Genomic DNA, 25,716 nt, shown 5'->3' on the forward strand with positions numbered 1-25,716 from the left:
GCGCTCAGGGCCGTGGCTTGAACGGCCAGTCCATCGCGAACGAGCGCATGTCCTCCAGCGCCTTGGTCACCTGCAGCACGCCGAGATCGTCGAAGCGGTGCCCGGTCACTTGGACGCCGATCGGTAGATGGCGGGAATCGAATGCCATGCAGACGGTGGAGGCGGGCTGGCAGGTCTGGTTGAACATGGCGGTGAACAGCGTGTGCGCGAGCGGCGTCTCACGCGACACGCCGGGCTCCTCGGCCGGGAAATTCACCACCGGCAGCGTCGGGGCGATGACATAGTCCCAGCCCTCGAAGGCCGCGAGCAGCGCCGCCTTCATCTTGGCGATCCGGCCCAGCGCCCGGTAGAGGTCGGCGCCCGAATGTTTCGCCCCGCCAAGGCACCATGCGCGAACGTAGGGATTGATGTCGCGTGCGGTGTCGCCATGCGGCGGCAGCGATGCATATTCGAGATAGCCGCGCACCTGGAGGAACAGGTCGATCGGCGCATAGGCGTCGTCGGTGAGCGGAGAGGTGAATGGCTCGACGATCGCGCCGGCGCCGGCGAGCAGCTTGCCGGCCGCATCGACCGCGCTGCGAACCGTAGCTTCGGCCTTCATGCCGAAGCCCATGTCGGTGAGGACGCCGATCTTCAGTCCCTTCACGTCGCGCTTCAGATGCTCGTGATAGCGCACGCCATCGGCGGGCAGGCTCCAGGTGTCGCGCTCGTCCTGCCGCGTCAGCACGGTCAGCAGGCGCGCGATATCATCCACGCTGCGACCCATCGGGCCTGCCATGCGCATGGTGTCGGCCGGCAAATGCGGCACACGGCCATGGGTCGGCTTCAGTCCGGCCAGTCCGCAATGGGCGGCCGGAAGGCGGACCGAGCCTGCGATATCCGTGCCGACGGAAACATAGCCGGCGCCAGCGGCGACGGAGGCGCCTGCGCCGGCCGACGAGCCGCCGGTATTCCAGGCGAGCCCCCAGGGGTTGCGGGTAACGCCGTGCAGCGAGCTGATGCCCGACGCCATCAGGCCGCAATCCGGCATCGTGGTCTTGGCAAAGATCACCGCGCCGGCCTCGCGGAGCGCGATCGCCGGCGGCGAATCGTAGTTGGACGGCGGCAGGGCACGGTTGGCGCCGATGCCGTGAAAATAGGGCCAGCCGATCATGGCGACGCTGTCCTTGACCGTCATGGGGACGCCGTCGAGCGGACCCAGCGCGGTTCCCGCCTTCCATCGCGCTTCCGAGCCTTGCGCGCTTGCGATGGCTTGCTCCGGACGGAAGCAGAACAGCGCATTGATCGCGGGATTGACCGCCTCGGCATGGCCGAGCACGGTTCGCAACACCTCCACCGGCGACAATGCGCGCGATGCGTAGGCCTCCGTCAGCCCCGTAAGGCTCATCCCGATTAGTTCCGCAGCAGACATCTTGGCCTCGACAAATGGCGTTCTGGATCAGTGTCCGGATAGCGAAAGTCGCCCCTGTCGGGGTAGTGCCGCTGCCGTAAGGGCATGATTTGGTGGAGTGCGAGGCATCCCTTTTGCATCTGTCTTGATCGAATTTGTCATCAAACCGGGAGGCCCGCGACAGGCGGGCCGAACGACACCCGCGAGAGATCAGAAGTCGTCATGAGCCAATCTGGAACGCAAATCGCCACGGTCCGGAACTACATTGCCGGGCTCCCGGGATGGGGGACGGGCGATATCGTGATCGAGCCCGCCATTCCGGTCCTCGCCTCGCCAAGCTGGCGCGGGGTCGACGGCGCTCCCTGGCGCGCCACCAGGAACGGAAGCGGCGAGAGCATCTTCATCAAGAACATGGATGTGGATGCCAAGCTCTACATCGACGTTGCCTGCGCGTTCGAAGCGGCCCGGCGCGCATCCGATCTCGGTATCGGTCCCAAGGTGCTTGCGGCGGATCCGGACGCGGGACTTCTGGTCATGGAAGATCTCAACCGTGGCTGGCGGGTCGGCACGCTGGAGCGGATGCTGGAGCCGAAGATCGTCGACGCGGTCATCGCGGCGCGGCGCCTGTTCCAGGCAGGGGCGCCTCTGCCGCGGCGCATGGGAGTCTTCGACGAGATCGAGCATTTCTACGAGGCGGCAAAGGCCGCGAAGGCGCAACTGCCGTCTGATGCGGAATGGCTGGTCAAGGAGCTGCGTTTTGCGGCCGATGCCTTGAGGAAACTCGACATCAAACCGGTGCCAATCCATGGCGATGGCAATGTCTCGAACATCCTGATCAGCGACACCGGCGAGGTTCGCCTGATCGATTGGGATCGCGCCACGACGGCCGACCCGCTGGAGGACCTCGGCAGCTTCCTCGTCGAAGCCTTCGCGCAGGAGCCGGAGGCGCGCGACGCCTTCAGCCGCAACGCCGGCGGATTCGACGAGCGCGCATTCAGCCGCGCCCGCATCTACGGCATGGCGGATGATCTGCGCTGGGGCCTGATCGGCGCCGTGCTCGCCGCGCGGTCGGCGCGCAACACCTTTGAGTTTTACAAGTTCGCCAGCTGGCGCTTCGTACGTTGCCGCATGACGGTCCGGGAGCCGCGCTTTGGCGAGATGCTTCGGAGGATCGCATGACTGTCCGCAGGAAGCTCGGCGAGGGAGCGACAGTCCACGAGCGCAATATCGAGGCAGCGATCGCCCGCGTGCCGCAATGGCACGGCAAGGGGGCGGCCTATACCCCGCTGGTCGGCGGCCTCATGAATCAGAACTGGCTGGTCGAGATATCCGGCGATGGACGGCGCTACTTCATCAAGGTGCCCGGCGAGGGCTCGGAGATGTTCATCGATCGCGTGACCGCCAACGAGGCTGCGCGCAATGCCCACGCCATGGGCGTTGCGCCCGAGGTGATCTTTTTCGACGCCACGGACGGGCTCGAGATCAGCGAGTTCCTCGAAGGCTATCGCGCCTGCACCAATGCCGATTTCGGCGATGCCGCCATCCAGGCCGACGTTCTCGACCTTTACCGCCGCCTGCATGCCGGCCCGAAGCTCGGCCAGACCAAGACCATCTTCGACATGATCGAGGAACATATCGAGCAGGGCAGGGAGCTCGGCGCGCATTTCCCGCAGGACATGCCCTGGCTGATGCATCGCTACAATCAGGCCAAGTCGGCGTTCCTGGCGTCGGGTCTCGATCTCGTGCCGTGCTTCAACGATCCGATGCCGGGCAATTTCCTTATCTCGGCGGAATCAGGCGCCCCAAGGCCGATGAAGCTGATCGACTATGAGTTCGCTTCCAACAACGAGCGTAGCTATGAGCTCGGCGTCCTGTTCGCCGAGATGTTCTTCGACGAGCATCTGACGGAGGCCCTGATCGAGCAATATCTGGGCGAGGTGCGGCCGCAGATGGTCGCGCGCGTGATACTCAACCGGGCGCTCGCCGACCTGAAATGGGCGTCATGGGCGGTTGTGAACAGGAAGCTCAAGGACTGGGATTTCGACTATCAGAAGTACGGCGTCTGGAAATACATGCGTGCCCGCGACGTGATGTACGATCCCCGCTGGGATGGCTGGTTGCGGCTCGTCTGAGCCGCGCGACAGGAGGGCTTCCGCAGTTATTGATTGAGGATCGCGAGCGCCTGCTCGAGCAGGCTGTCGTTCGCGGCCGCGATGATCCGGCCATCGGATTCCGGCGACAGCGGCCGCCCCTGCCAGTCGCGGACGATGCCGCCAGCGCCCTCGACCACCGGAATCAGCGGCATGAAGTCGAACGACTTGAGGGAGGTTTCGACCACGAGATCGCAGTGGCCGGATGCGAGCAGGCCATATTGGTAGCAGTCGCCGCCAAATCGCCGGAACATGGCCTTCTGGCTGAGCGCATCGTAGCGGGCCCAGTCGCTCGGCGTGAAGAAGTCCGGCGATGACGTGTAGATCTGCGCGTCTTCCAGTCGCGTGGTGCGGCTCACCCTTGCCAGCTTGCCGTTGAAGGTGGTGCCTTGCCGGGTGCCGTACCACCGCTCGGCCAGCGCGGGCATATCGATCATGCCGGCGGTGATCGATCCATCTCTCTCGTCGGCGAGCGCGACGAGCGTGCCGAACAGCGGCATGCCGGAGATAAAGCTCTTCGTTCCGTCGATCGGATCGAGATACCACGTGTAGCGGTCCCCGGCCGTCGATCCCATCTCCTCGCCGAGGATGCCGTGATCGGGGAAGCGCGAACCGATCAGCTGCCGTAGCTCCATTTCGATCGCACGATCGGCGATCGTGACCGGCGTCAGGTCCGGCTTGCGCTCGAAATCGACGCGGGAACGGAAGTGCGTCACGGCGATCCGTCCGGCCACGTCGGCAAGCTCATTGAAGAACGAAGCGAGCTCGCTTGCGGATAATCTGTCTTGAATGTCGTCCAATGGTCGCTCCGGGCGGGAGGCGCGCCGACGTCGCGGGACGCACGACGCCTTGCCTTGGGATCGGGCGTTACGCGGTCTCGTGGACCGATTGCTTGTCGATCTCCCAATAGGGGGAGTCGAATCCGTTGCGCCGCGCCACTCGGGCGGCAGGGCTCCTCGGCTGCGGCGAGCGCCCGCCAGCGGCCGGCTGCGGCGCCGACACGGGCGCCTGGCGAACGTCGCGCGGCGCCACCTTGAAGTGCCGGCTGAAGCAGCGGGAGAAATGCGACACGTTCTTGAAGCCGACTTCGTAGGCGACCTCCGAGACGGTCCGCCGGCCCTTCGGATCGGCGACTAGGATTTCATACGCCCGCTGCAGCCGCTTGGTCTGGACGAACTGGCTGACCGTGGTCTCGTTGTCGTTGAACAGGCTGTACAAATAACTGAGCGAGATGCGGCTCGACGCCGCGATCTTCTTCGGCGACAACGACTGGTCACCGAGATGGCTCTCGATGAAGTCGACGATCCGGCGGCGCAGGTGATAGCGCGCGTTGCGCACATCGGTTGCGGCGCCGCGATCCTCCGATCCGATGGTCAGCGCGACGAAGCTGATCATTTCGGTCGCGAGCGCCTGGGGGTTCGGCGGCGGCGAGGCGACGAACAGTTCGGCCACGCTGCGGATCATGCCCGCCAGCAGGTGCGTCATCTGTTCGTTTGGCTTGAAGCGGCGACTGATGTGATCTTCAACCGAGACGAGCCGGCCGCGCAGCTCGGCGGCCGGAATCCGCAACATCAGGAAGCGCGCGGTCTTGTCAGACGACAATTCGTAGAAGGCGAGCTCGCTGAGCAGGACATATTCGCCGGGACGTGCGATCCCGATGCGGCTGTCCTGGCTGAATGCGACGCATCCAGTCTGCGGAAACACCAGCACATAGGCGGCATCGTGGATGCAGGCAACGCGTTCCCAGTTGCGGGCAAAGGCGTGATCCGGCCCGACGAGTTCGAGATCGAGGCGTCCGATCCGGGTCCGCCAATCCTGCGTGGGACCGGGGCCCTTGTCGTTGCCAGCATGAAGGCCGGTGTGTTCCTCGCGGGAAGCAACAGATGTCAGGCGTGCCATGGCTGGGCCTTTCTCAGGGTTGCGCAACGATGATCTCCGTTCCGGCTTCACGGAGAGCGGTTGCCAGAGCTCCCTCTGGCTGCCGATCGGTAACCAGGCGATCGATATCGGTCCAATGTGCGAAGACGGTGAGCGCACGCTGGTCGAATTTGCCGTGATCGGCCACCAGGATGGCTTCTGCGGCGCGCTTGGCCATCGCGCCATAGATGGCACCGGCCTCATCGTCGGCATCATTCGCGCCGCGCGCGCTGATGCCGGTCGCGCTCACGATGGCGCGGTTGGCCTCATAGCTGTTGATGTTCGCGATCGTCTGCGTGCCGAACACATAACCTTCGGTGGGGTGATAGCGGCCGGGACAGCAGAGCACGCGGATCGACGGATTGACGGCTAGCGCGGCCGCAATGGCGCAATCATGGGTGATCACGGTGATGTCGTGCGCGCGTGAGGCCAGCCGTCGCGCGATGTGAAACGTGGTCGCGCCGGCGCCGAGCATCAACACCTCGTTCGGCAGGATCAGGTCGGCGATCACCGCGGCCATCGCCTCGCGCTCGGCGATCATGATCGCCTTGCGATCGGTCAGCGCCGGCTCGAGCGCGAAGGGACGGGACGCCCCGCCATAGGTGCGGTTGATGAGCTTCTGCTCCTGAAGCTCCATCAGATCGCGCCGGATGGTCTCGCCGGAGACGCCGAGCACGGCGGCGAGCTCGGAAGCCCGCAGCGTCGGCGCGGCGGTGAGTTGCGAGATGATGTGCTTGTGGCGCGCGAGCTTCGAGAGGCGGTCGCCGTCGGCCTTTCGTGGCCGCTTGTCGGCCGCAGCAGGGGCGTCACTCGTCATTCCGCTGTCTCTCCGGCTGCAAACCTCTCCAGCGTCCGTGCCATGATCGTTCCCCAAGTGATGTTGTGAGTCCACATCAATTGTGTGGCATATTCCTCATTTTTTGGGCGCCGTGCTGCCTATGGAATTCGCAAAGGAATCATGGCGATCACATAAGGCACTGAAACATATGAAGTATGGCTTTGGAATGCGGAGCGCATGTCTGACGTTCTGGTGTCTCTTGCCTGCAATCTGCTTTTCAGTTGTGGGGATTCGCACATAGATCCAAGGTCGCAGTGGAACGGCTGGGGAATGATCGCCGCAGGGGACGGCTTTGGTCCGCGCAGGCCGCGGGCCAAAGGAAAGGCAGGCGATGCAGCAGGAAAAAGGGATTCTGGCGTTGAACGCCTTCGATCAGAGTCGGGTGTCGTCAATCGACCCAGCGCTCGGCGAGGCGGTGCAACGACGCCTGCGTTCGTTCGGAAAAGCCTCGGTGCTGTTCTATCAGGAGCCGATCAGGATGGCGCGCGCCGAAGGCGTCTATATGTTCGACGTCGATGGTCGGCGCTATCTCGATCTCTACAACAACGTGCCGTCGGTCGGGCATTCGCATCCGCGCGTTGTCGAGGCGATAAGCCGTCAGGCCGGCCTGCTCAGCACGCACACACGCTATCTCAACGACGTCGTCGATGGCTATGCGGAGCGTCTCCTGGCGACGTTTCCGCGCGGGATCGATCATCTGGTCCTGACTTGCACCGGCAGCGAGGCGAATGACCTTGCGCTACGGGTCGCGAAAGTGACAACCGGGCGGACGGGCTTCATTGTCACGGAGACCGCCTATCACGGCAATAGCGCCGCAGTGACTGATGTCTCGCCGTCCTCGCGTCCCGGTCAGCCGCTGCCGCCCCACGTGCGGGCAGTTCCCGCACCCGAGATGTATCGCAATCCGGTCGGCGATCCCGGCCAGCGCTTTTCCGACAGCGTTGCCGCAGCGATCACCGATCTCGAGCGAAGCGGCTTCGGCTTTGCTGCGCTGCTGGTGGACACGATCTTTTCGAGCGATGGCATCCATGCCGACCCTGCCGGCTTCCTGGCCCCCACCGTGAAGCTCGTGCACGAACGTCAGGGGCTGTTCATCGCCGACGAGGTGCAGCCAGGCTTCGGACGAACCGGGGCGGCGATGTGGGGCTTCGCGCGCCATGGCGTCGTCCCCGACATCGTCACGATGGGCAAGCCCATGGGCAACGGCTTTCCGATGGGAGGCGTCGCCATGCGCGCCGCGCTGCTCGATCGCTTTGCCGCGGAAGTGAAGTACTTCAACACCTTCGGCGGCAACCCGGTGGCCGCGGCCGCAGGCCTTGCCGTGCTCGACGTCATCGAGGACGAGGGCTTGATGCAGAATGCGCGCGAGGTCAGCCGTCACCTGATGGATGGATTGCGCGAGATCGGCAATCGCCACATGACCATCGGAGACGTTCGTGGTGCCGGCCTGTTCATCGGGCTCGAGCTGGTGCGCGACCGCGACAGCAAGGAGCCCGCACCGGAGCTCGCTAGCCTGCTGATCAATCGCCTGCGCCGGCGCGGCATCCTGATCGGTGCTGCCGGTCCGTTCGGCAGCACGCTCAAGATTCGTCCGCCGCTGTGCTTCGGCAAGGACCACGCCGACATGTTCATCACCGCGTGCGACGAGGAGTTGCGCGAGGTGGCCGCGTCGTGACGCGATCGCCGATAGCCCGCGATGCCACAGAAGCCGAAGATTTGAAGATCATGGATGCAAGAAGCGTACGAACTATCGCCGAGGCGAAGGCCCTTGTCGAGGAGCGGGGCCTGTCCCACGTCAAGCTCGGCATCGTCGATCTCGACGGCGTCATTCGCGGAAAATATCTCGCGCGCGACAAGTTCGTCGGCGCGCTGGAGGCCGGCTTCAGCTTCTGTGACATCGTGTTCGGCTGGGACTCCAACGACCAGATGTACGACAATTGTGCATTCACCGGCTGGCATACGGCCTTTCCCGACGCGACCGCGCGCATCGATCCTTCGACCTGCCGCAATGTGCCGACGGAAGAGAACATGCTGTTCTTCCTCGGTGAATTCGAGGGCGCCGCGGCGGGGGTGTGTCCGCGCCGGCTGCTGCGGCGCGTCATTGACCGCGCCGAGGGCATGGGATTCTCGCCGTCCGTGGCCGCGGAGTTCGAGTTCTTCGTGTTCGACGAGACGCCGCACAGCGTGCGCGAGAAGGGCTTTCGCGGCTTGAAGAATCTCACGCCAGGCTGGTTCGGCTATTCTATGCTGCGCGCCTCCGTCGAGTCCGAATTTCATCGCTCGCTGCTCAAGCTCTGCAACGAGATGGACATGCCGGTCGAAGGCCTGCACACCGAGACCGGACCCGGCGTGCTGGAGGCCGCGATCCAATACACCGATGCGCTCGCGGCCGCCGACCGCGCCGTGCTGTTCAAGACCTTCTCCAAGGTCTGGGCCGAGCGTCAGGGCAAGATGCTCACCTTCATGGCCAAATGGTCGAACGCCTATCCCGGACAATCCGGGCATCTGCATCTGTCGCTGCGCGACCGGGACGGCAAGCCGGTGTTTCATCAGAGCGGCAGGCCCGGCGACATGTCCGACATCATGCGCTGGTTCGTCGGCGGCCAGCAGGCGCTGCTTCCGGAGCTGCTTGCGATGGTGGCCTCGACCGTGAACAGCTACTCGCGCCTGATCCCCGGCTTCTGGGCACCGACCGACGCGACCTGGGGAATCGAGAACCGGACCTGCGCGTTGCGCGTCATTCCCGGCAAGCCGGCCAGCCAGCGCGTCGAGTACCGCGTCGCTGCCGCCGACATCAATCCGTATCTGGCGATCGCGGCCGCGCTCGGATCGGGCCTCTGGGGAATCGAGCACAGGATCGAACCGGACGAGCCGATCATCGGCAACGCCTATGAGCGCAAGCATCCGCCCGAGCGCGCGTTTCCGCGCACGTTGTCGGAGGCGGCCGACCGGCTGGTCGCCTCGCAGGCGGCGCGCAACCTGTTTGGCGACGTCTTCGTCGATCACTACGCGATGACGCGGCAGTGGGAGGAGCGCGAGTTCCGCAAGGCCATCACCGACTGGGAGCTCGCTCGCTACTTCGAGATCATTTGAGACGGATCCTCCCTTCCAAAAACGAGTGACATCACGTGAACGATATCGTCTGCATTTCGCCGGTCGACGGCAGCGAGGTTGCCCGGCGGCCCGTCGCAACGGGTGCCGAGGTCGCCGCGGCTCTCGCGCAAGCACGGAAAGCGCAGCAGGAATGGTCGAGCATATCGCTCGCCGAGCGCAAGGCCATGATGCTCGCCTTCCTGCACGAGATGCGGGCGCAGAACGACGAGGTCGTTCCGGAGCTCGCGATGCAGATGGGCCGGCCGGTGCGCTATGGCGGCGAACTGCGCAGCCTGGAGGAGCGCGTCCGCGTGCTGGTCGAGCTCAGCGATGAAGCGCTGGCGCCGATCGTGCCGACCGGGCAGCCCGGCTTCCGCCGCATGATCAAGCGCGTTCCTGCCGGCATCGTGCTGGTGATCGCGCCCTGGAACTATCCCTATCTCACCGCGGCCAACACCATCGTGCCGGCGCTGCTGGCCGGCAACGCCGTGATCCTGAAGCATGCCGCGCAGACCCTGCTGGTCGGTGAGCGCTTCCAGGCGGCACTGGACCGGGTCGGCCTGCCCAAGGGGGTGTTCAGGACGCTCACGCTCGACCATGTCATGACCAGTGAGCTGATCTCATCGCGCTCGGTCGACCATGTGAACTTCACCGGTTCGGTCGCCGGCGGCCGGGCGGTCGAGCGAGCGGCGGCCGGGACATTCATCAGCCTCGGGCTAGAGCTCGGCGGCAAGGATCCGGCCTATGTGCGGCCGGATGCCGATTTCGATTTCGCGGTCGAGCAGCTCGTGGACGGCGCCTTCTACAACTCCGGCCAATGCTGCTGCGGCATCGAGCGGATTTACGTGCATGAGCGGATCTATGACTCCTTTGTAGACGCCTTTGCCGGCCTGACCGCGCGCTACCGGCTCGGCAACCCGCTGTCGCGGGACACGACGCTCGGCCCGATGGCGGCGACACGCTTTGCCGATACCGTCCGCGCCCACATCGGCGAGGCCGTCGCAAAAGGCGCGCAGCCTCTGATCGATCCGGCCCGGTTCCCGGCGGACAAGATCGGTACGGCCTATCTGATGCCTCAGGTCCTGGTCGGCGTCGATCACTCCATGCAGGTGATGATGGAGGAGAGCTTCGGGCCTGCGGTCGGCCTCATGAAGGTCTCCTCCGATCAGGAGGCGGTTGGCCTAATGAACGACAGCCCCTATGGCCTGACTGCATCGGTCTGGACCGAGGACGCCGCCGCAGCCGAACGTATCGGTGACGGCATCGCAACGGGCACCGTATTCATGAACCGCTGCGATTATGTCGATCCCGCCCTGGCGTGGACCGGCCTCAAGGACACCGGACGTGGTGTCGGCATGTCGCGCCTCGGCTTCGAGGCGTTGACCCGCCCAAGATCGTTCCACCTTCGCATCGAGCATTGAGAGCAGCACATGGACGTTCAGATCACCGGCGCCTGGAATTTTCCGACGCGCGTCGTTACCGGCGCGGGCCGCATTGCCGAGCTTCCCGAGGCGTGCCAGACCAACGGCCTCACCAGGCCATTGCTGGTCACCGATCACGGGCTTGCCAAGACCGATCTCATCGCCAGCATCGTCGACCGTGTGCGCGAGGCGGGCATTCCGCTCGCCGTGTTTTCCGACGTGAAGACCAATCCGACCGAAACCAACCTGACGGCCGGCGTCGAAGCCTTCAAGGCCGGCGGTCATGACGGCGTGATTGCGGTGGGCGGAGGTTCGGCGCTGGACGTCGGCAAATGCGTGGCGTTCATGGTGGCGCAGTCGCGCCCGGTCTGGGATTTCGAGGACGTCGGCGATTGGTGGACGCGCGCCAACACCAAGGGCATCGCGCCGATCATTGCGGTGCCGACGACGGCAGGCACGGGGTCCGAGGTCGGCCGCGCCGGTGTGATCACTCGTGAGGATACCCATGAGAAGAAGATCATCTTCCATCCCATGATGATGCCCAGGATCGCAATCGAGGATCCCGAGCTCGCGGTCGGTCTCTCGCCGTTTCTCACCATGGCAACCGGCATGGATGCGCTGTCGCACTGCTTCGAGGCCTACTGCGTCAAGGCATTTCACCCGCTTGCCGACGGCATCGCACTGGAGGGGATGAAGATCGTCGATAACTATCTGCCGCGCGCGGTCGAGAACGGTCGCGACCTCGAAGCGCGCGCCTACATGTTCGCCGCGGCCTCGATGGGAGCCACCGCGTTCCAGAAGGGGTTGGGCGCGATCCACTCGATATCCCATCCGGTCGGCGCCCGATACGATACCCATCACGGGCTGACCAATGGTGTGGTCTTCCCTTATGTCCTGGTCTGCAACAAGGCTGCGATCGCCGACAAGATTCCGCACATTGCCCGCGCGCTCAACCTGCCGAGCCAAGACTTCGATGCCGTGCTGTCCTGGCTGCTGGCCTTCCGCAAGAAGCTCGGCGTGCCGCATACGCTCGCCGAGCTCGGGGTGAAGGAGACCGACGCCGGAACGATCGCGGCCGATGCCGTCAAGGATCCGACTGCGGGTGCCAATCCGCGGCCGTTGACCGAGCCGGAGTTCAAGCAGCTGACGCTGGCCGCCATTCGAGGCGATCTTGGAAGCTGAGCCGTGCTGAGGCTGCTCGTTCTCGAGGGCAACACGCTGGCCGGCCGGCGACGGATCGCCGAGACGGCGGGCGCAATGCCTGCGGAGAGCTATGCGGCGGTCCTGCGGTCGCTTGCACCTCGCGTCGTCGTCGACATCGCGACACCGGCGGATGCGAGCTTCGCGCTGCCGCAACCGCTCGAAGCTTACCACGGCATCGCGATCACCGGGTCGGCCCTCAATATCTACCAGCGAGAGGTCGAAGCGCTGCGGCAGATCGACCTCGTGCGCGAGATCTTCGTTCGCGGAGTGCCAATGTTCGGCTCGTGCTGGGGCTTGCAGCTCGCCACGGTCGCAGCGGGCGGCGAGGTCGGTCTCAACCCGGCGGGGCGCGAGGTCGGATTCGCGCGAAGGATCATGCTGACGGCTGAAGGCCGCGCTCATCCCATGCATGCTGGCCGTGCGGCGGTGTTCGACGCGCCGGCCATCCACAGCGATATTGTCACCCGCCTTCCGCAGTCCGCAACCGTCACCGCCTGGAATACCATGTGCGAGGTTCAGGCGGCGGAGATCCGTTTCGGTCGCGGGCTATTCTGGGGCGTGCAGTATCATCCCGAATATCGCCTGCACGACGTCGTCGCCGTCATCCAGCGCTACGGACAGCTCCTGGTTGACGAGGGTTTCTTTGCCGATCTGGACGCGCTCGCGCGTTATGCCGCCGACCTCTCGGCGCTCGAGGCGGACGAACGGCGTGGCGATCTCGCCTGGAAACTGGCACTTCACCGCGACATTCTGAGCCATGATTGCCGTCAGACCGAGCTGAGGAACTGGATTGCATCGCTGGAGCAAACATGACCGCATTGCATGACCTCATCGCGCGCTTTGCCAGGATCGGTGCGACCGACGACGGTGGCGTGTGTCGGCTGGCTGGAACGGCGCGCGACAAGCAGGCGAGGGACCTCTTCTTGCACGAGATCGCCGATCGCGGCCTTGTTCCGAGGATCGACGCGATCGGCAATCTATTTGGCGTGGCGATGCTGGCGCCGGCGTCCACGGACGTCGTCATGACCGGCTCGCACCTCGATTCCCAGCCGACCGGAGGACGATATGACGGGGTCTTCGGCGTGCTCTCCGGAATCCTCGCGGTCGAGGCCGTCAGGGAGCGTTGCCGTGCCAATCCCGGCGCCGCGCGACGCAACCTCGCCGTCGTGAACTGGACCAATGAGGAGGGGGCCCGCTTCCAGCCCAGCCTGACCGGCAGCTCGGTTTTCGCCGGCGCCCTGAGCCTGAAGGATGCATATGCGTGCAGCGACGCAGAGGGCGTCACCCTGGGCGAGGCGCTGGCCGCGATCGGCTATTGCGGGACGACGCCCCTCGAACACAATCCGGTGCGCTATGTCGAGTTGCATGTGGAGCAGGGCGATCGCCTGGAGCAGGCGGCTGGCGACATTGCCGCAGTGTCCGGCGCGTGGATGACGCGCAAGATATCGGTGATGTTCGAAGGCGACTACTCGCACACCGGACCGATGCCGATGGCGCTCCGCCGCGACGCACTGCGCGCAGCGGCCCGGGCTATCGAGGCGCTGTACCAGGAGGTCGCGAGGGAGACTGCGGGCGCCCATGCCTCCGCGGGGCGCATCAGCGTTTATCCCAACTCGCCGAATGTCGTGGCGGGCCGTGTTCGGGTCTGGTTCGAGATCCGGCATGAGGCCGAAGCCGTGGTCTCGGCGATCAGCGATCGCTTTCTGAAGCGAATCGCGCGTGAGTCGGGCGAGATCGGCGTTGGTATCTCGATCGCTGCCGACGAGAGGCGAGCGGGGACCGTGCTTGATCCCGGCGGCGTGGCACTGGTTCTTTCTGTCGCCGCGGATCTCGGTTTCAAGGCCATGACGTTCAAGACCATCACCGGCCACGACGCGCTGGCGATCCAGAAATCTGTTCCGTCCTCGCTGATCTTCGTCCCGAGCGAGGGCGGGCTCAGCCACAATCCGCGCGAGTTCACGGCGCCCGCGGCCCTCGACAAGGGCTACGCGGTGCTGACCGAGGTGCTGTGGAGAATGGTTACCGCGAAGGCGTGAGGCATTTCGGGTGGATGATCCTAAATGGGCGATGAAGGGACACCACCCGACAAGTAACTGATTTGCTGGTGGGTCCGGCGGGACTCGAATCTGCAACCAGACCGTATGAGCGACGATCGCGTTTCTTCGCGAGGAAAGCCGACCAAGGCGAAGCGGACCGCCGAGATCGGTTTGGACCCATATGACGGACCTCGTGCGCATTGAGCCCAGTTACGGAACCAGTATCGCAATCGATAAACTTCGATTTGCTCTGCAAGCCTTTCTTTTGAACGAGCCGATAAACGCTTCGGGCACGAAGGATTATTTCGGGATGATGTTGAGCAGGAATTCGGCGATGGTCTGCTCTTTGGCTTTGCCGGCGTAGACTGCAACGGCCGGCCACGGCGATGCCGCAGAAGAAGCCATAGCCGCGGCGGGCGGATAACGGTAGTCATCCCTTAATGATGAGGCGCCCCAGGAACGCATTGCAGGCCCGCTCGGCTTCAGCGAACGAACTGAAGGGAGACCCGGACACGTGAGCCGCTGGCATATTCAGAAAGTCGGGGCGATATGATGCAACAAAGCCCGGCTCTCCATGCAATCCAGGTCCACTCCGGCTCTCGTTGCTGATGACGAATGAATAGTCGTCGCTGCTTGCGATCCAAATCTCCAGTTCAGTATCGACTCGGCGGAAGTGCAGGGCCATTTCACCCTCACAAACTTTGGTCCTCCGTGATCATCCACATGGGACGCTTAGTCTGCTTTTGTGCGGTTGGCCGCTTCTGCCTCCCGCGCCAGCCGTTCGGCCTTTAGGCGCTCTCGATTATCATGGACCGCTTTTTGCGCTTTGGCGTAATCCGTCATAGCATCCTTCGGCCTGACAGTTTTGAACGCCTTGTTTGCTTCGCGTTCCGCAGCCGTCGGCGCCCGTCGGTCTCGCTCTTTAATCATTGTTGACCTCCCATTTGGGCTGACTCATTCAACGCGCGAAGCAAGCTTTCGATCCTATTATGGGGCAATGATCTTGAGGCTGTGATCATTTTAGATTTCTGTCGCGGCGTACCCTTGTGAAACCGCTCCGGCCTTTTGATGAGCTTGCGCTTGCGGCTGGCCTGATCGTCTTGGCTGGCTGTACTGTCGGTCACCTTGTGGATTGCGTCGCCTGCCAATTCGCGGGCGCGCTCCCTGGGCCTGTGCCGTTCAGCGCGCAGCGCCGTGGGCGATACAGTTAGCTCGAACTCGATGAGCCGGCGGACGTCCTCAGAGCGGCCGGGAGTATCGTCCTGCTTTGCCGCCCAGGCATCGACGACAGCCCGTAGGTCGGCTGACAGGCGAATTACGACTGTCCGGCTTGTGCATCGTCCCGGGATGTCGAGACAGGCGATGGCGCGACAATCGCGGCGCACCCAGCATGGCATGAAATCACCCGGAGTTTGGCAGGATATCACCTTGCCGGATGTGGTCCGGATTCTAATGCTCGGAGCCTCGGAACAGAGACGTCCTGAGCCCCGAATCCCTGCGGCGCAACGCACGCGGAAGGACGCGACGGTCGGAAAATGTCTCTGAGGGAGGAATCGGATGCCACAACTGTCGCCCGAGCGCACGCGAAAAATCCTTGCCGATAGCGCGTTCAGAGAGCTCGTCTCAGGCCGCGCGAGGTTGCGATGGTGGCTCTCCATCCTGACGCTGGTCATGTTCTTCGGCTTCATTGCGCTGATCTCGACCGCAAAAGCCGCGCTCGGCGCGAGTTTCGCCGGCAGCGCGATGCCGCTCGGCTTCGCGCTCGCCCTTCTCATGGTTGCGGCGATCATCGCTTTCACCGCCTTCTATGTTCAGCGCTCGAACACGCGCTTCGACGAACTCGCGCGCAGAGTCAATCGGGAGCTCGGCCGATGATCGCCAGATGGCTGCTGATCGCACTTTGCGTGGTGTTTCCATTCGCGGCGATGGCCCAGGGCGCGTCCGCCGCGGCGGCGCGTGGGCCCGACTGGATCGCGATCGGAATGTTCCTGATTATCGTCGCCGTCACGCTCGTCATCACCTGGCGCTCGGCCGGCAGCACCGGATCGAAGGCGGGCTTCTACACCGCCGGACACGCGATCACGCCGGTGCAGAACGGTCTGGCGACCGCTGGCGATTTCCTGTCGGCGGCCGCATTTCTCGGCATATCCGCGCTGGTCTACGCCAACGGCTTCGACGGCTTCATTTACGCGCTCGGCTTTCTCACGGGATGGCCGATAGTGCTGTTCCTGATGTCGGAGCGTATGCGCAATCTGGGCAGCTACACCTTCGCGGATGCCGCCGCGTTTCGCCTGCAGCGGACGCCGGTCCGGCTCGTCGCCGCGACCGGAAGTCTCGTCGTTGTGCTGTTCTACCTGATCGCGCAGCTGATCGGCGCGGGCAAGGTGATCCAGCTGCTTTTCGGCATCAACTACATCTTCGCCGTGCTCGGCGTCGGCGTGCTGATGATCCTTTATGTGATCGTGGGCGGCATGCAGGCGACCACTTGGGTTCAGATCACCAAGGCAGTGCTGCTGCTGTGCGGCGGAACGCTGCTCGCGCTGGCTGCCCTGTGGCATTTCGAGTTCAGCCTTGGACGGCTGCTGGAGGCCGCAAGCCACGTCCATCCCAAGGGAGCCGCTATTCTGGTCCCCGGCGGACTGTTCGCCGAACCGGTGTCCGCCATCTCGCTCGGCCTCGCGCTAGTGTTCGGCACTGCCGGCCTGCCGCATATCCTTATGCGGTTCTTCACGGTGAAGGACGCCGCCGCGGCCCGCAAATCGGTGTTCTATGCGACGGCCTGCGTCGCGTATTTCTGCTGGATCATTCCGGTGCTGGGCTTTGCCGCCGCAGCGATCCTTATGACGGATCCGAGCTATTTCAATGTCGCGGCATCCGGGCAGTTCAACAAGATCGCCGATCTGGTTGGCGGGCCGAACATGGCGTCGATCCATCTCGCCCACGCGATGGGCGGTCCGCTGCTGCTCGGATTCATCTCCGCGGTGGCATTCGCGACCATCCTTGCCGTCGTCGCCGGCCTGACGCTCGCCGGCGCCTCCGCCGTCAGTCATGACATCTACGGCCAGGTGCTGGCCGGCGGCAAGGCATCCGAAGCGCGCGAACTGCTGGTCTCGAAGGTCTCGGCTGTGGCCATCGGCGTCGTTGCGGTTCTGCTGGCCTACGCCTTCGAGAACCAGAACGTGGCGTTCATGGCCGGACTTGCGTTGTCGGTGGCCGCGAGCTGCAATTTTCCGGTGCTGGCGATGGCGATGTTCTGGCGTGGCACCACGACGCGCGGCGCCGTCGCCGGCGGTCTCGCGGGCCTCGTCGCGTCGGTCGTGCTGGTCGTGCTGAGCAAGACGGTCTGGATCGCCGTCCTCGGCTTTCCGACGGCGCTGTTCCCCTACGACAATCCGGCTCTGGTCTCGATGCCGCTCGCCTTCCTGTTCGTCTGGCTGTTCTCGGTAACGGATCGCAGCGAGCGCGCTGCGCGCGAACGCGAGGCGTTTGCGGCGCAGTTCATCCAATCCGAGATCGGAGCGGCTTTGGCCAGCGAGCGGCCGGCTCTCGCAGCCGCAGCCTCGTGACAATGGACGGCACGGATCGAGGAACCTGGAAGGCAGCATGACCAACGCAGTTCAACTCGACGAGACCCACGACCCGGCACGGCGGAGTTTTGTCGAGACGGCAAACGGCAGCGCGACCGACTTCCCGATCCAGAATCTGCCGCTTGGCATCTTCAGCACCGCGGCCGATCCGCAGCCCCGGATCGGCACCGCGATCGGAGATTTCGTCTTCGACTTGAAGCGAGCGCTCGGTTCCGATGAGCACCTCGCGGCGCCGATCCGCCAGGCGCTCCAGCAAGGCACGCTCAATGCGCTGTTCGCGCTCGGACCTATGGCGATGCGGGAGCTGCGCCGCCGCGCCGCCGATCTGCTGGGGCAGGGCAGCGCGGCCAATGACACCAGGCGCCGCGCCTCCGAATTGCTGACGTCGATCGCGGATGCGACGCTGCATCTGCCCACACGCATCTCGAACTACACGGACTTCTACGCCGGCATCTATCATGCGCGGGCGGCGGGCGCGCTGCTGACGCCGGAAAATCCGCTTCCCGCGAACTACAAATGGGTGCCCATCGCCTATCACGGCCGTGCCTCGTCGGTGCAAGTGGGGCGCGGGATGGTGCGACGGCCACTCGGGCAACGCCCGCCCACGGTGGCGGGCGCAGCGCCGGGCTTTGGCCCGTGCGAACGGCTGGATTTCGAGCTCGAGATGGGCTTCTACCTCGCTGCCGGCAACCGGCTCGGCAATCCCGTCCCGATCGCCGAAGCATCGCAGCAGATCGTCGGCTATTCGCTGCTGAACGACTGGTCGGCGCGCGACATCCAGCGCTGGGAGATGTTTCCGCTCGGACCGTTCCTCAGCAAGAGTTTTGCTACCTCAGTGTCACCGTGGGTCGTCACGTCGGATGCGCTGGCGCCGTTCCGCGTCGCGGCGCTGGCGCGGCCGGACGGCGATCCGCGTCCGCTCGACTATCTGTTCGACGCGGCCGATCAATCGCACGGCGGACTCGATGTCCACCTCGAGGTCCTGCTCTCGACCGCGCAGATGCGCGCCGCGAACCAGCCCGCCGCGGCGATTCTCACATCCAATGCCAAATACCTATACTGGACCCCGGCGCAGATGATCGCGCATCACAGCATCAATGGCTGCAATCTGCTGCCGGGCGACCTGATCGGCACTGGCACCATTTCGGGGCCTAGCCCGGCGCAGCTTTCGAGCATGCTCGAGTTCACCGCCGCAGGATCGAGGCCGGCCGCGCTTGCGAGCGACGAGAGCCGCAGTTTCCTCGAGGATGGCGATGAAGTCACCTTCCGGGGCCGCTGCAGCCGGGAAGGTTTTGCGGGCATCGGGTTCGGCTCATGCGTCGGCCGGATCGGGCGGGCGGACGTCGTCATTGCCGGAAACAACCATGCCTGATGGCGGGAGGGTGATATGGAGTGTCAATCGCTGCTAACCTACGCACAGCTCCAGAACGCGGCGCTCGATCCAGACGACTTCCGCTTCGGACAGCTCCTGACATTGGCGGTCGGGTTATCGCTGCTGCTGGTCACGCGTCTGGCGACACTGCTGGCCGCTGCGCTGTAGGGTGACGGAAGTCCGACGGCGAGCGGTTGGTCCACTTCTTGAACGCCTTGCGGAAGCTGGTAGCGTCGGCAAAGCCGACACGCTCGGCGACCTGATCGATTGCCAGATGGGTGTTCTCGAGCAACTCCGTCGCAATCGACTGCCGCATCCCGTCGACGATCGACTGGAACGACTGCCCGTCCTCCGCCAGCCTGCGGTGGAAGGTTCGTAGCGACAGCCCGAGCTGCGATGCGATCTCCGGCGCGCCGGCAAATCGGTTCGGACTGTTGAGACATGCGGCTCTGATCCGCCTGACCAGCTCGGATTCGCCGGGCCGCTCGGTCATAACGACGTCACAGAGCTGCTGGCAGATCTTCGCGGTGATCGGGTTCGCGTTGGGGCAGGGCAGATCGAGCACCTTGGCGTCGAAATGCCATTCCATGCGATCGGCGCCGAAGTCGATCGGGCAATTGAACATCCGCTCGTAGTTGCGCCAGTGCACGGGCGCGGCAAACGGAAAGATCATCCGCTTGCTCGGGAATGGCGACTCGAGGATGCGGCTGAACACCGCGGTCATCGAGCTGCGCCAGAATTCCGCGGCGAACGGCAGCAGCTCGCCGAGCGGGTCGAGCCCATGGCTGCGAAGGATCGCGGTCGTCCCGTGCTCGATCCGGAAGCTGATCTGCCTGACCGCCGGCCCGGCCATGGTGATGTGATCGAGCGAGAACATCAGCGCTTCGCCGAATGTCCGGCTCGACACCAGCGCATAACCGTAAATGCCGTAATCGCTGATGCGCTGCCGAGCGCCTGCGAGCAACCCTATATCGGAGCGCTTCGCCAGCCGCATCGCGTTGCGGTAGATCGCCAGCCGCTGGCGGTGCGAGATGCGAGCGTGGGGATCCTCGAGCTGGGAAGCATCGAGACCGGTCCGCGCAAACAGCTCCCGAACCGACACGCCCTGTGCCGCCAGCTCGGCGGCCAGCGCGCCGAGTCCGAGCAGGCTCTGCGTCGGCGCATCGGGGTCGCTCGAGATCGGCATCACGATCTTGATCGGCTTCATGGCACTTCCTCCACGTCCGGCTGGCACAGATTGACGGGCCGACGAACGGCTCTTCCGGCCGTTTGGCAATTTTCGACATCATAATTGGCAGAGCTTGACGTTGTCACGTTTGTTATGACGGACGACATTCAAATCATCAGAACAGCGGGATCTGCGCCGGGCAGGCCCGCAGCGAGGAGACGTCTGACCGCCGTGACGCTGCGTCGAAAGCGCTGCCGGCCGGCTTTTGTATCGAGCGGAGGGAACCTGATGACGACAGTAGTTCACGAGATGGACGGCAAGGTTGGCGTGGTGACGCTGGCGAAGCCGCCGCACAATTTGCTCGACGACCAGCTCATCAACGATGTGGTCGGCGCCTACCACGCGGTGGTTGCGGCCGGCTGCCGCGCTATCCTGCTGCGTAGCTCGATGCGGCACTTCTGCGCCGGCGCGGAGATGGCGTCCTGGGGAATCGGCACCAAGCTGCACACCGATCAGGCCGGTCTCGAAAAAATCTGGCGTAGTCTCGAGGATGTACCGGTTCCCACGGTTGCCGCCGTCAATGGCGGCGTGCTTGGCGGCGGGCTTGAGCTCGCGCTGACCTGCGACATGATTATCGCAGCGAACACCGCGTTCCTCGGCCAGGTCGAGGTTGCGGTCGGGTTGCTGCCGCTGCTCGGCGGCACGCAGCGCATCGCGCAACGCGCCGGCATCGCGCGGGCCAAGGAGATCGCGATGCTCGGCCGCCGTCACACTCCCGAGGCGTTCGAACGCTGGGGCATCATCAACCTCGTCGTCCCGGAAGCCGAATTGGGCGCGTCATCGATGACCATGGCCCGACAGCTCGCCGCTGGCCCGACCAAGGTCATCGCGGGCATCAAGATGCAGGCGAACCTGCAGGCGCGCGGCGGCGTCGCCGCTGCCGACGCGCGACAGGTCGAGATCAACGACATGATCTGGAAGGCCAGGGATCGCCAGCGCGGCGCCGACGCCTTCTTCGCGTCGGGCCCGGCAACAGCTGTCTTCGAGGGAGACTGACGATGTCGGCTGCGCCTCTTCAGGGATTGCGGGTGGTCGATTTCACTCGCGTGCTGGCCGGTCCGCATTGCACCAAGGCGCTGCGTGACCTCGGCGCCGAGGTCACCAAGATCGAGCCGCCGTCCGGCGACATTGGCCGCGCCGGACTGCCTTACGTCGGTGGTATGGGTCTCTATTTCGTGCAGCAGAACGCCGGCAAGCGGAATCTCAGCATCGACCTGAACTATGTTGAGGGACGCGAGATAGTCACCCGCCTGTGTAGGGAGGCCGACGTCATCGTCGAGAATTTCCGTCCCGGCACCTTGGCGCGGTTCGGCTTCAGCTACGACGACGTCCGTACCTTCAACCCCGGCATCATCTATGTCTCGCTGAGCGGCTACGGGCAGTCGACCTCCTGGCGCAACCGGCCGGCCTTTGCGCCTACGGTGCAGGCCGAGACCGGCCTGACCTCGATCGTGCAGGACCATTTCGGTGCGGCATTGTCGGAGCCACGCGGCGATTCATGCAGCCATGCCGATGTCTATACCGGGCTGCAGGGCGTGATCGCCGTGCTCGCCGCGCTCCAGCATCGCAACCGCACCGGCGAGGGACAGCACGTCGACGTGTCGATGGCTGCGACGATGCTGTCGGTCAACGAGCGCGCCGGCGCGATGATGTCGGGGATCGACACCGACGGCGAGCCTATCGCGCTGTCGGCTAATGAGTCGCACATCTTCGAGATGTCCGACGGCACCCGCCTGACGATCGCCGCCAGCCCGATCTATTCACCGATGTTCACGCGCTACTGCGCGATGATGCGGCGAAGCGATTTGCTGGCCGATGCCCGCTACGCCACCGCTAGCCTGCGCCGGCAGAACCTCGCGCCGTTGCTCGCCGAAATCCGCGCCTGGATTACGACGTTCGAGAATCTCGAGCAGTTGCAGGCGCAGGTCAGTGAAGCCGGGCTCGCGGTTGGGCGCGTGCGCACCGTCAACGAGTTCGTGGAGACCGATTGGGCCAAGGAGTGGAATGCCGTGGTCGAGGTCGATGACCGGGCCGGCGGATTGGTCCGAATGCCGGGCAATCCCTGGATCTTCAGCCGCTCGGAACTGCCGTCGCCCGGCATGCCGGCCTATCAGGGTGAGCACAATGAAGACGTCCTTGGCCAGCTCGACTTTGCGCCCGAGAGGATCAAGGATCTGCAGCACCGCAACATCCTGCTCAGCCGGCGATAGGCGGAGCTTGTCCGGGCATGGCAAAAAGATCGCTTCAATTGGATGGAGGAGGTATCCGACGACATCAAGCGATCCGCTCCGACCTTCTCGGCACTTTCCGCAACCGACATTTCGCGACGCGAGCCTCCGCAGGCCGGCAGCTAACTGGTTTCAACCCTCTCGCAGTGGCTTTAGGCCACGGCCTCGAAGAGTAATTTGAGATGGTTGCATGTCCACGAGTTGAACCTGGGCCCCACATCGCAGCTTTTTGCATTTTGGACTGCGGCCGCTGAACAGTCCAATCTCGTCCGCTCCGTCTCGGCAGAAGCAACAACGATCCATGCTATCGAACTCGTCGTAGTCATCGTCAGATTGCGGTGCTCTTTTCTGCTCGAAGCCACAGCGTGCATGTTCGTCCGACACAGCGGGCCTCGGCCACGTCGCGCTTACATATTCTGCTCTTGCAGCATAGCTTTTCGTTTACTAGGAGCCAGGGATGTCATCGAAGATTATCAGCTGCTTAAGTCCGCCACGGCTGCTCCGAGCTGAACGCCGCCGAAACGGCTGATTGAGCACATTTGGTCCAACTCTGGGAGCTTATCCATGTCTCAGACTATTTCATTCATCGTTCATTTGCCCGTCAAGGCCGAAGCACGCGAAGCACTCTATTCGAGCCTCGTAAAGGTGCTCGACGAAATGTCGAATGAACCGGACTTCGTAAACACTTATCTTCACCGTTCGGTGGAAGATTCCGATACCCTGGTACTCTACGAGACCTGGGCATGCAGCGCGCAGTATTTCCAAGACTACCACTTGAAGAAAGCTTATCGGGTCGAATACGAGGGCAAGCTCAAGAACATGTTGAAGTCGGAGCGGCGTTTTGAATGGCTCGAACCCGTCAAAAGCTACGAGAGCAAGGGCAGATAGTCCATGATCGACGCCGGTCTGTCCCTCGGGCGCCCGAGCAGCAACGCGAGCTCGTGCGCTATATCGTGTACAGGGTAAATCGCCGGAGGAAGCAGCCAACCTGGCCGGCTATCACCCGAAATCGGTCTACCGGACGCTGCGTCTACCGGCGGTCGCGGCCGCGGTCTCCGAGTCAATCCAACTGGACCTTGCAGCGGTGGGCGCACCGCTCGCTTATCGCGTCGCAAAGTCACTTTTGCAGGATGAAAAGGTGAGCGCGCGGGTACGAGCGGGTCTGTCGATGAAGGTCCTTGACCGCGCAGGGCACATCACACCGACCCGGAAGGATTTGGAGCCTCAGCATAAGGCGTTTGCCGAAATGTCCCGCGATGAGCTCGCGGCGTTCATCGAACGCAACCAGGCCGAGATCGACAGATTCGAGGCCGAGCTAGCGTCTCGGGCGAAGGATGTCTCGGTTCAGGCCTCGACAGAGCCGGCCTTTCGGCCTTTCTCAGCTGATAAGCGGAACACTTGAGATCCAAATTCTTCGTCGCCCGGCGGCGTAGGGTGAGCTATCGGCGGCGATCGCGCCTGCTGAACATGTTTCGAAAACCTCGTGGCAGCCGAGGAAATTCATCGTCTGGTTTCGGCCTGTTGCACTTCGGACAGGGCGCGCCAGCGCCACCGCACCTGCATGCGTGATTGCCAGTCCAGGGCTGGTCGGGGTGGTTTTCGCAAACCCAGCCAGTATCATCGCAAAGGATGCACGCCGGCTCGTTCATAGATCGTCCCGGACACCACGAAAGAACGGATGTCGCGCCTTGCCCTCGGCGGACTTGGCGCGATACTCGATTTCGGCCAGCACTTTCGGCTCAACCCAGATCGCCTTGTGCGCAATGCGCTTGGTGTAGGGCTGCGTCTTGCGGATCAGCGGCGTCAGGCGCTCGCGTAGGTCCGTGGCCGAGGCCTTATCAAAACCGTGGTCGACCTTGCTGGCGTAAATCAACTCGTCACCGTGGCGCCGACAGACATAGATGCCGTCCCAATCGTTGCCATCCAGTGCAAAGCCGGCGATGGTCAGCGTCTCGCGCTGGGCGCAGGTCTTCTTGACCCAGTCGCGGCTGCGGGCGCCGGTCGGATACACGCTATCGGCCACCTTCGATACCACGCCCTCATATCCGAGCCTACAGGCATGCGCGAACATCTTGGGGCCGCCCACCTCGAAGCTGTCGCTGAACTGGACCTCGGTGCCAGCGACGAGCTTCTTCAGCAGCGCTTTGCGCTCCTTCAGCGGCAGCTTTCGGAGATCGCGGCCGTTGAGGTACAAAAGATCGAAGGCCACCATCACGATCCTGGTTGACTTCCCTCGCAGCTCGTTCTGCAGCACGGAGAAGTCGGTCGTGCCGTCTGCCGAGGGAACAACGATCTCGCCGTCGATGATGGGTGACGATGTGGAAATGTGCCAGGCGTCGTCAGCAACCTTCTTGAAGCGTCTGGTCCAGTCGTTGCCGCGCCGGGTGTACATCTTCACCTCTTCATGGGCGATGTGAGTCTGCACCCGGTAGCCGTCGAACTTGATCTCGTGAATCCAGCGTGTGCCGCTCGGCACTTTATCGATCGGCGATGCCAGGGCCGGCGCGATGAAGCCGGGAAAGAGCGCCTTGGTCCCGATCGCCTCGGGCTTCCTACGCTGAAACGCCACAACGCAACTCCGCAAACAATGAGACGATTCAAACGGGCATGGTCGCAATCGTTCCGGCCCGCAATTGGAACTGGCGATCTTACCTTGCGTTTTGCCAGAACGGCAAAGACAGCGAAGAAGCCCACCGCCAAGCCGCCGCGGAAGTCGGCCTGACCCTGTGATAGGAGAGCCGTATGGATATGAAAGAAGCCTCGGCGATGACGGAAGCCTCGGGGCTAATGGAACAGGAGGACGGAAGCGGTCGGACTTCCGAGGCGCCCCGGCGACTGCTCCAGCAGCCTTCGCAGGATGTCGCGCTGCGCTGGGCCGAGCGGCTGCGTGAGGTTGCCGTGAAGGCGCCCTTGCAGTCGCTCATCGTCGCCTTCCTGATCGGGATCTGGGTCGCGCGCCGGCGCTAACAGAATCCGCGAACCGGCACGCCTCATGGCGAGGAAGCTCAGGACGTTTCAGACCTCGCTGGACTTCTACGATCTTGCGATCGCGGCCCGCTCGATGAAGGCGGCCCTCGATGCATGGGGCGCCGGAAGCAATCTCTTCCACCAAGGCGTCGTCCGTGAAGAATGCGGATTGACCTGAGAAATAAGCAGAATTGGTCTTGATGTAGTATTCGATTTTGCAGGAAAGCGGGGTATTGGACCTCGCTTTCTTGCGTTTTAGGTTTTGCTTTTGGGTGATTCGTGATTC

At 63.8% G+C, this 25,716-nt stretch carries 25 protein-coding genes and 1 pseudogene; 18 read left to right on the forward strand and 8 right to left on the reverse strand.

Going from position 1 to position 25,716, the window contains the following annotated elements:
• Positions 1–4: 4 nt before the first annotated feature.
• Positions 5–1,387 (reverse strand): amidase, encoded by a 1,383-nt coding sequence (locus ACZBJS_RS31360; protein WP_463439710.1) that lies wholly within the window; start codon positions 1,385–1,387, stop codon positions 5–7.
• Positions 1,388–1,612: 225 nt separating this feature from the next.
• Here ACZBJS_RS31360 and ACZBJS_RS31365 point away from each other — a divergent pair, with 225 nt between their 5' ends.
• Together ACZBJS_RS31365 and ACZBJS_RS31370 are read left to right on the forward strand one after the other, a co-directional pair.
• Positions 1,613–2,569 (forward strand): phosphotransferase family protein, encoded by a 957-nt coding sequence (locus ACZBJS_RS31365; RefSeq protein ID WP_063790183.1) that lies wholly within the window; start codon positions 1,613–1,615, stop codon positions 2,567–2,569.
• A complete protein-coding gene (locus ACZBJS_RS31370) occupies positions 2,566–3,522 on the forward strand; it encodes a choline/ethanolamine kinase family protein (RefSeq protein WP_168856098.1) in 957 nt (318 codons plus the stop codon). The genes ACZBJS_RS31365 and ACZBJS_RS31370 overlap by 4 nt, the downstream gene beginning before the upstream one ends.
• Positions 3,523–3,548: 26 nt before the next feature.
• Here ACZBJS_RS31370 and ACZBJS_RS31375 read toward each other — a convergent pair whose 3' ends face one another.
• The 3 genes from ACZBJS_RS31375 to ACZBJS_RS31385 form a co-directional block, all read right to left on the reverse strand.
• Entirely contained in the window at positions 3,549–4,340 is a 792-nt protein-coding gene (locus ACZBJS_RS31375; RefSeq protein ID WP_168856097.1) for an inositol monophosphatase family protein, read from the reverse strand.
• Positions 4,341–4,407: 67 nt separating this feature from the next.
• Entirely contained in the window at positions 4,408–5,439 is a 1,032-nt protein-coding gene (locus ACZBJS_RS31380) for a helix-turn-helix domain-containing protein (protein ID WP_463439711.1), read from the reverse strand.
• Between the two features lie 13 nt (positions 5,440–5,452).
• Positions 5,453–6,274 carry a DeoR/GlpR family DNA-binding transcription regulator gene (locus tag ACZBJS_RS31385; protein WP_463439712.1) on the reverse strand — a complete coding sequence of 274 codons (822 nt, stop codon included), beginning with the start codon at positions 6,272–6,274 and terminating at the stop codon, positions 5,453–5,455.
• Positions 6,275–6,626: 352 nt separating this feature from the next.
• Here ACZBJS_RS31385 and ACZBJS_RS31390 point away from each other — a divergent pair, with 352 nt between their 5' ends.
• The 6 genes from ACZBJS_RS31390 to ACZBJS_RS31415 are packed head-to-tail and all read left to right on the forward strand — an operon-like array spanning position 6,627 to position 14,048.
• A complete protein-coding gene (locus ACZBJS_RS31390) occupies positions 6,627–7,970 on the forward strand; it encodes an aspartate aminotransferase family protein (RefSeq protein ID WP_463439713.1) in 1,344 nt (447 codons plus the stop codon).
• Between the two features lie 50 nt (positions 7,971–8,020).
• Positions 8,021–9,388: a glutamine synthetase family protein gene (locus ACZBJS_RS31395; protein ID WP_463439714.1), complete on the forward strand. Its 1,368-nt coding sequence runs from the start codon at positions 8,021–8,023 to the stop codon at positions 9,386–9,388.
• 35 nt (positions 9,389–9,423) lie between these two features.
• Entirely contained in the window at positions 9,424–10,809 is a 1,386-nt protein-coding gene (locus ACZBJS_RS31400) for an aldehyde dehydrogenase family protein (RefSeq protein WP_057020604.1), read from the forward strand.
• 9 nt (positions 10,810–10,818) lie between these two features.
• Positions 10,819–11,991 carry an iron-containing alcohol dehydrogenase gene (locus tag ACZBJS_RS31405; protein ID WP_168856093.1) on the forward strand — a complete coding sequence of 391 codons (1,173 nt, stop codon included), beginning with the start codon at positions 10,819–10,821 and terminating at the stop codon, positions 11,989–11,991.
• Between the two features lie 3 nt (positions 11,992–11,994).
• Positions 11,995–12,825: a type 1 glutamine amidotransferase gene (locus tag ACZBJS_RS31410; RefSeq protein ID WP_057020602.1), complete on the forward strand. Its 831-nt coding sequence runs from the start codon at positions 11,995–11,997 to the stop codon at positions 12,823–12,825.
• The gene (locus ACZBJS_RS31415) at positions 12,822–14,048 is read left to right on the forward strand and encodes a Zn-dependent hydrolase (protein ID WP_316398276.1); all 1,227 of its coding nucleotides are present in this window, start codon (positions 12,822–12,824) and stop codon (positions 14,046–14,048) included. Before ACZBJS_RS31410 ends, ACZBJS_RS31415 begins: the two co-directional genes overlap by 4 nt.
• A 300-nt stretch (positions 14,049–14,348) precedes the next feature.
• Here the strand turns inward: ACZBJS_RS31415 and ACZBJS_RS31420 are convergent, their stop codons facing one another.
• Positions 14,349–14,513: a hypothetical protein gene (locus tag ACZBJS_RS31420; RefSeq protein ID WP_158074243.1), complete on the reverse strand. Its 165-nt coding sequence runs from the start codon at positions 14,511–14,513 to the stop codon at positions 14,349–14,351.
• Positions 14,514–14,780: 267 nt separating this feature from the next.
• Positions 14,781–14,978, reverse strand: coding sequence for a hypothetical protein (locus tag ACZBJS_RS31425; protein ID WP_076834229.1), 198 nt, complete (start codon positions 14,976–14,978; stop codon positions 14,781–14,783).
• 627 nt (positions 14,979–15,605) lie between these two features.
• On the opposite strand from ACZBJS_RS31425, the gene ACZBJS_RS31430 reads away from it, so the two are divergent.
• Genes ACZBJS_RS31430 through ACZBJS_RS31445 form a run of 4 tightly spaced genes read left to right on the forward strand, consistent with a single transcriptional unit; the run spans position 15,606 to position 19,175 of the window.
• The gene (locus ACZBJS_RS31430; protein ID WP_083715219.1) at positions 15,606–15,923 is read left to right on the forward strand and encodes a DUF485 domain-containing protein; all 318 of its coding nucleotides are present in this window, start codon (positions 15,606–15,608) and stop codon (positions 15,921–15,923) included.
• Complete coding sequence (actP, locus tag ACZBJS_RS31435; protein WP_076834226.1) at positions 15,920–17,614, forward strand: cation/acetate symporter ActP; 1,695 nt, start codon at positions 15,920–15,922, stop codon at positions 17,612–17,614. The genes ACZBJS_RS31430 and actP overlap by 4 nt, the downstream gene beginning before the upstream one ends.
• 37 nt (positions 17,615–17,651) lie before the next feature.
• On the forward strand, positions 17,652–19,007 hold the full coding sequence (fahA, locus tag ACZBJS_RS31440) for a fumarylacetoacetase (protein WP_463439715.1): 1,356 nt from the start codon (positions 17,652–17,654) through the stop codon (positions 19,005–19,007).
• Positions 19,008–19,022: 15 nt separating this feature from the next.
• The gene (locus ACZBJS_RS31445; protein WP_158074242.1) at positions 19,023–19,175 is read left to right on the forward strand and encodes a hypothetical protein; all 153 of its coding nucleotides are present in this window, start codon (positions 19,023–19,025) and stop codon (positions 19,173–19,175) included.
• Here the strand turns inward: ACZBJS_RS31445 and ACZBJS_RS31450 are convergent.
• On the reverse strand, positions 19,138–20,214 hold the full coding sequence (locus ACZBJS_RS31450) for an AraC family transcriptional regulator (protein ID WP_463439716.1): 1,077 nt from the start codon (positions 20,212–20,214) through the stop codon (positions 19,138–19,140). The two genes, ACZBJS_RS31445 and ACZBJS_RS31450, sit on opposite strands and share 38 nt — an antisense overlap.
• Before the next feature lie 249 nt (positions 20,215–20,463).
• On the opposite strand from ACZBJS_RS31450, the gene ACZBJS_RS31455 reads away from it, so the two are divergent.
• The 4 genes from ACZBJS_RS31455 to ACZBJS_RS31470 all read left to right on the forward strand — a co-directional run bounded on the left by ACZBJS_RS31455 (position 20,464) and on the right by ACZBJS_RS31470 (position 23,865).
• Positions 20,464–21,231 carry an enoyl-CoA hydratase/isomerase family protein gene (locus ACZBJS_RS31455; RefSeq protein WP_456816407.1) on the forward strand — a complete coding sequence of 256 codons (768 nt, stop codon included), beginning with the start codon at positions 20,464–20,466 and terminating at the stop codon, positions 21,229–21,231.
• A gap of 2 nt (positions 21,232–21,233) precedes the next feature.
• Positions 21,234–22,445: a CaiB/BaiF CoA transferase family protein gene (locus ACZBJS_RS31460; protein WP_463439717.1), complete on the forward strand. Its 1,212-nt coding sequence runs from the start codon at positions 21,234–21,236 to the stop codon at positions 22,443–22,445.
• A gap of 582 nt (positions 22,446–23,027) precedes the next feature.
• The gene (locus ACZBJS_RS31465) at positions 23,028–23,351 is read left to right on the forward strand and encodes a putative quinol monooxygenase (RefSeq protein WP_316399483.1); all 324 of its coding nucleotides are present in this window, start codon (positions 23,028–23,030) and stop codon (positions 23,349–23,351) included.
• 196 nt (positions 23,352–23,547) lie between these two features.
• A complete protein-coding gene (locus ACZBJS_RS31470; protein ID WP_316399484.1) occupies positions 23,548–23,865 on the forward strand; it encodes a hypothetical protein in 318 nt (105 codons plus the stop codon).
• Between the two features lie 243 nt (positions 23,866–24,108).
• On the opposite strand, the gene ligD is transcribed toward ACZBJS_RS31470, so the two are convergent.
• Positions 24,109–25,032 (reverse strand): non-homologous end-joining DNA ligase, encoded by a 924-nt coding sequence (gene ligD, locus ACZBJS_RS31475; RefSeq protein WP_463439718.1) that lies wholly within the window; start codon positions 25,030–25,032, stop codon positions 24,109–24,111.
• Between the two features lie 173 nt (positions 25,033–25,205).
• On the opposite strand from ligD, the gene ACZBJS_RS31480 reads away from it, so the two are divergent.
• Together ACZBJS_RS31480 and ACZBJS_RS31485 are read left to right on the forward strand one after the other, a co-directional pair.
• Positions 25,206–25,430, forward strand: a complete 225-nt coding sequence (locus ACZBJS_RS31480; protein ID WP_316399485.1) for a hypothetical protein — start codon at positions 25,206–25,208, stop codon at positions 25,428–25,430.
• Between the two features lie 25 nt (positions 25,431–25,455).
• Positions 25,456–25,590 (forward strand): annotated as a pseudogene (locus tag ACZBJS_RS31485) (cell envelope biogenesis protein TolA); the annotation flags it as partial.
• Positions 25,591–25,716: the final 126 nt, after the last annotated feature.

The sequence above is a fragment of the Bradyrhizobium sp. KZN70725 genome (assembly GCF_055264925.1).

Excerpts from the sequence above, each read along its gene's own strand:
- ACZBJS_RS31405 (WP_168856093.1), top strand. The coding sequence starts at position 10,819 with ATGGACGTTCAGATCACCGGCGCCTGGAATTTTCCGACGCGCGTCGTT.
- ACZBJS_RS31450 (WP_463439716.1), bottom strand. The coding sequence starts at position 20,214 with ATGAAGCCGATCAAGATCGTGATGCCGATCTCGAGCGACCCCGATGCG.
- ACZBJS_RS31445 (WP_158074242.1), top strand. The coding sequence starts at position 19,023 with ATGGAGTGTCAATCGCTGCTAACCTACGCACAGCTCCAGAACGCGGCG.
- ACZBJS_RS31480 (WP_316399485.1), top strand. The coding sequence starts at position 25,206 with ATGGATATGAAAGAAGCCTCGGCGATGACGGAAGCCTCGGGGCTAATG.
- ACZBJS_RS31370 (WP_168856098.1), top strand. The coding sequence starts at position 2,566 with ATGACTGTCCGCAGGAAGCTCGGCGAGGGAGCGACAGTCCACGAGCGC.
- ACZBJS_RS31420 (WP_158074243.1), bottom strand. The coding sequence starts at position 14,513 with ATGCGTTCCTGGGGCGCCTCATCATTAAGGGATGACTACCGTTATCCG.
- ACZBJS_RS31365 (WP_063790183.1), top strand. The coding sequence starts at position 1,613 with ATGAGCCAATCTGGAACGCAAATCGCCACGGTCCGGAACTACATTGCC.
- ACZBJS_RS31425 (WP_076834229.1), bottom strand. The coding sequence starts at position 14,978 with ATGATTAAAGAGCGAGACCGACGGGCGCCGACGGCTGCGGAACGCGAA.
- ACZBJS_RS31385 (WP_463439712.1), bottom strand. The coding sequence starts at position 6,274 with ATGACGAGTGACGCCCCTGCTGCGGCCGACAAGCGGCCACGAAAGGCC.
- fahA (WP_463439715.1), top strand. The coding sequence starts at position 17,652 with ATGACCAACGCAGTTCAACTCGACGAGACCCACGACCCGGCACGGCGG.
- ACZBJS_RS31395 (WP_463439714.1), top strand. The coding sequence starts at position 8,021 with ATGGATGCAAGAAGCGTACGAACTATCGCCGAGGCGAAGGCCCTTGTC.
- ACZBJS_RS31430 (WP_083715219.1), top strand. The coding sequence starts at position 15,606 with ATGCCACAACTGTCGCCCGAGCGCACGCGAAAAATCCTTGCCGATAGC.
- ACZBJS_RS31460 (WP_463439717.1), top strand. The coding sequence starts at position 21,234 with ATGTCGGCTGCGCCTCTTCAGGGATTGCGGGTGGTCGATTTCACTCGC.
- ACZBJS_RS31465 (WP_316399483.1), top strand. The coding sequence starts at position 23,028 with ATGTCTCAGACTATTTCATTCATCGTTCATTTGCCCGTCAAGGCCGAA.
- ACZBJS_RS31360 (WP_463439710.1), bottom strand. The coding sequence starts at position 1,387 with ATGAGCCTTACGGGGCTGACGGAGGCCTACGCATCGCGCGCATTGTCG.
- ACZBJS_RS31380 (WP_463439711.1), bottom strand. The coding sequence starts at position 5,439 with ATGGCACGCCTGACATCTGTTGCTTCCCGCGAGGAACACACCGGCCTT.
- ACZBJS_RS31415 (WP_316398276.1), top strand. The coding sequence starts at position 12,822 with ATGACCGCATTGCATGACCTCATCGCGCGCTTTGCCAGGATCGGTGCG.
- actP (WP_076834226.1), top strand. The coding sequence starts at position 15,920 with ATGATCGCCAGATGGCTGCTGATCGCACTTTGCGTGGTGTTTCCATTC.
- ACZBJS_RS31390 (WP_463439713.1), top strand. The coding sequence starts at position 6,627 with ATGCAGCAGGAAAAAGGGATTCTGGCGTTGAACGCCTTCGATCAGAGT.
- ACZBJS_RS31455 (WP_456816407.1), top strand. The coding sequence starts at position 20,464 with ATGACGACAGTAGTTCACGAGATGGACGGCAAGGTTGGCGTGGTGACG.